Source organism: Atribacter sp., assembly GCF_035418125.1.
In the GTDB taxonomy this organism is placed as follows: domain Bacteria; phylum Atribacterota; class Atribacteria; order Atribacterales; family Atribacteraceae; genus Atribacter; species Atribacter allofermentans.
The window spans coordinates 1-3,307 of the sequence record NZ_DAOLQM010000244.1 but is presented as its reverse complement, the minus strand read 5'-3'; the positions used below and the strand labels follow the sequence as shown (position 1 = coordinate 3,307).

Sequence of the window (3,307 nt, the reverse complement as noted above, 5' to 3'; positions counted from 1 at the left end):
TCGATGTTGTTGTAGATTTTATTAAAACCTACGCTGATAAAACTCATCATGGAAAAGAGGAAGATATTCTCTTTAAAGACCTTTCAGAGAAAAAAATGACAGATGAAGATGATAAATTAATGAAAGAACTTATTGAGGAACATGTATTTGGAAGAAGTATAGTCCGAGAGCTCGTCGATTCAAAAAACCAGTATGTCACTGGTGATATGACAGCTGAAAAAGTGATGTTAGAAAAACTAAAAACGCTGGTCAATTTTTACCCTGCACATATTAAAAAGGAAGATGATATCTTTTTCCCAGCTTCCATGAAGTATTTAACCAACCAAGAGCAAGAAAGGATGCTGAATAAATTTTGGGATTTTGATAGAACGATGATACATTCAAAATATCAATCAGTGGTTTTAGAATTGAATAAAGCGTTTTCGAATGATTAATTTGAATGTGCTAAACTATAAAAGCGGTTGTTATTCTTTTTTATTCAGTTTTAATGAATTATCCATAACCTGAGACGGACCTTAAAAAACGACGGACATGCCGGTTAAATTCTTCTGGTGCTTCTGCATTGGCAAGGTGACCGGCTTGTGGGATTATGGCAAGCTTAGCAAGTGGGATCAACCTCAGGAGGTCATTGGCAACCTTAAGTGGTGATCGCTGGTCGAGTTCACCATACAATAACAGGGTAGGGATTTGGATCTGGGGAAGGACATCTCGCAGATCAGCTTCTGCCATAGAATATGCCATTGCCCGAAAACCCCCTGGATGGGACCTTCCCGAATTATCCCCCCAAATAGTGGTCAACTCATGAATTAGCTCACCCGGTAAAGGCCTACTTAAAATCGAAAGCCAACTCTCAACAACTTCTTCAAGGGGAAGATTTACGCTGGCAAGAATGTTTTCAAGGCGAGTAGCGACTTCGTCTGGTGGAAGCGAACCTTTCCATCCTGCATAAGCAGAAGCCAGAATAAGCGATAAAGGAATATTGGAGTATCGACGGTAAAACTCCAATGCAAGAGAACTCCCCCAGGAAAGGCCAAGGAGATGTGGGCGCTTGAGGGCAATTTTATTAAGCCATCCCGCTAAAGCATCGGCGTAATTAGACAAACGCCAACTTTCTAGCACATCAGATGACTGTCCACACCCTGGAGCGTCCCAGGCAAATACCGTAAACTCATCGGAAAGACCATCTATTTGCTGACGCCAGGATCGGCTATCTTCCATTCCACCATGCAGAAGAACCAAGGGTGGACCATGGCCAGCTTGTGTGTATGAGATTCGAATATCTCCAAGTTGTACCTCTTTCATGCCATCACTTCCAAAGAAAGATATCCCAAGGTGATTTTTTGCCCTCCATATATTTCAAATACGAAACTTACTAAATTATTCCAATTTTCCTTGTTCTAATAGGTGTTTATTTCCATGAGACCGATTTAAATCAATCATTCAAGGTAATTTGATTTCGATATTCGAGAAGTGGTTCTTGGTTCCACACCTGGACTTCGATGTAATTGGCAAAATATTTGGGAAGATTGGTTCCCCATTTTTCTCCCGGAAGACCGTTTGATTGAACCAAATCTTGTATTTCGTCTAAGATGAATACCTTTCCATGAAAATCAGATAGATAATAAGGAGAATCTTTTTGATTCAACAATAAGAAGGAAACCATGCTATCGGGATAGGTAAAGCTTAAATCTTGTTTTTGGAAAAGAGAAAGAGGGATTTGAATTTCTGTCGTTGTAGAAAGAGTTTTGGCGTCGGGAGCTTCGATTAACCACTTAGAGCGTCCATAGATCATATAAATCGGATAGGATTCCCGAGGCTTCCCTCCTTTGGCAATGAATTCCTCTCGAAGCCGATACTCAATTTGTCGGCGCGTTTTTAAATATTGAGCAGGGTTTTCAAACCTTTCCCAAAAAATTGCACCTTCAATATACAAGTTTTGCATTATTTTGGTGGCATCAGCATCCGATAGTGCAGACAAACTTTGGAAGGGAATAGTTCCTTTTCTATAAACATGAATAAGATGGTTAATCATAGTGGTTACCATCCATTTTTGGAATATTTTTATCTTTGAAAAATTAGATAACTAAAAATGCTTTGTAACAAGCTGGCACTACTCTTTTCAATTTTGCTACTATATAAAGCCTATCATTATATGATAGTTTAAAATCATAACAGAATATATTATTTTATTTTATGAAGATGATGTCAAGAAAGATTTTTCGATGTTATTCAACCTTACTATTTTTTATGTTGACTACCTATGAAAGGAAACATACAATTTAGAAAGGGTCTATAAAAATCAATAATTAAAAGAATCACATCTAAAGTGTAATCACTGAGGAGGGAATAATAATTGAAGATAGGGATTATTGTAGATTCAAAATCCGGCTTTACTCACTCTATTGCCCAAAGGCTTGAAGAAAAACTATCAGTATTAAGACATGATGTTCAGATTGAAAGAATTGAACCAATTGATGAGAAACAAATCGATATCAAAAAAATTCAGTTAAAATCCTTTCCGGATTTAAATCAATATGAAGCAATTATATTTGGAGCCTGGGTCAGGGGTGGATTCCTTTCTCCAGCGATGGAAGCTTATATGAATCAAATGCCATCAATCCAAGGGAAAAAGATTGCCTGTTTTGTTACCAAAGGTCTTCCCTTTGCCTGGACAGGTGGGAATCAAACTATTAATCGAATGGTAAAACTTTGCGAATCCAAGGAAGGAAGGGTTGTTGATACTGGAATGATTATTAGAATGGGACCGAGAAAGAAACAAACCGCTGATTTAATTGCGAAATTCGGAAAACTTTTTTAATTCCTTGCTTGGTTTTTTATTGAGAAAATAAATTAAAATGCAAATAATACATGAAGGACAATATCGGCGCTAAAATGAGCTATCATTGAGCTTTCTAAACCCCGAGTCCAGTATAACCATCCAAAAGCTAAGCCTGCAACTCCATTCAGGACAATTGCTCGGGTGATAACAAAGGAATTGAGAGGAAGACCCATCCCTTTCGTTGCCGGAAGATGACCTAAACCAAAGATAACAGCGGCAATGATATTGGCAATCCAAAGGATACGAATATTGGGATGCAGGTCTTTATTTTTCGTCATTAAATTGCCTATCCATACCAACAGCGACAGCAAGAATAAGCGAAGTAACACTTCCTCGGTAATTCCTCCATAAAAGGAAGCAAGAAATCCCTGCCACGCCGGTGGATGAACGGTTTCTGGAAGCACTAAACCGATTTTTTTCAGATTAAAAATCCAGGTATCTAAACCTATAATAATGAAACCAAAAACG

At 38.0% G+C, this 3,307-nt stretch carries 5 protein-coding genes; 2 read left to right on the top strand and 3 right to left on the bottom strand.

Going from position 1 to position 3,307, the window contains the following annotated elements; translation table 11 throughout:
• Positions 1–434: hemerythrin domain-containing protein (locus PLK24_RS09965; protein WP_324478720.1), on the top strand; the 434-nt coding region annotated here is incomplete at its 5' end.
• 58 nt (positions 435–492) lie between these two features.
• On the opposite strand, the gene PLK24_RS09960 is transcribed toward PLK24_RS09965, so the two are convergent.
• Both PLK24_RS09960 and PLK24_RS09955 read right to left on the bottom strand, forming a co-directional pair.
• A complete protein-coding gene (locus PLK24_RS09960; RefSeq protein ID WP_324478718.1) occupies positions 493–1,302 on the bottom strand; it encodes an alpha/beta fold hydrolase in 810 nt (269 codons plus the stop codon).
• Between the two features lie 130 nt (positions 1,303–1,432).
• Positions 1,433–2,032, bottom strand: coding sequence for a hypothetical protein (locus PLK24_RS09955; protein WP_324478716.1), 600 nt, complete (start codon positions 2,030–2,032; stop codon positions 1,433–1,435).
• A gap of 321 nt (positions 2,033–2,353) precedes the next feature.
• Here PLK24_RS09955 and PLK24_RS09950 point away from each other — a divergent pair, with 321 nt between their 5' ends.
• Positions 2,354–2,818, top strand: coding sequence for a flavodoxin family protein (locus tag PLK24_RS09950; protein ID WP_324478714.1), 465 nt, complete (start codon positions 2,354–2,356; stop codon positions 2,816–2,818).
• Between the two features lie 32 nt (positions 2,819–2,850).
• On the opposite strand, the gene PLK24_RS09945 is transcribed toward PLK24_RS09950, so the two are convergent.
• The coding region (locus PLK24_RS09945; RefSeq protein WP_324478712.1) for a CPBP family glutamic-type intramembrane protease at positions 2,851–3,307 on the bottom strand (457 nt) is incomplete at its 5' end.

What these genes read in the sequence shown, in the direction of transcription:
- PLK24_RS09960 (WP_324478718.1), bottom strand. Translation starts at nt 1,302, where the DNA reads ATGAAAGAGGTACAACTTGGAGATATTCGAATCTCATACACACAAGCT.
- PLK24_RS09955 (WP_324478716.1), bottom strand. Translation starts at nt 2,032, where the DNA reads ATGATTAACCATCTTATTCATGTTTATAGAAAAGGAACTATTCCCTTC.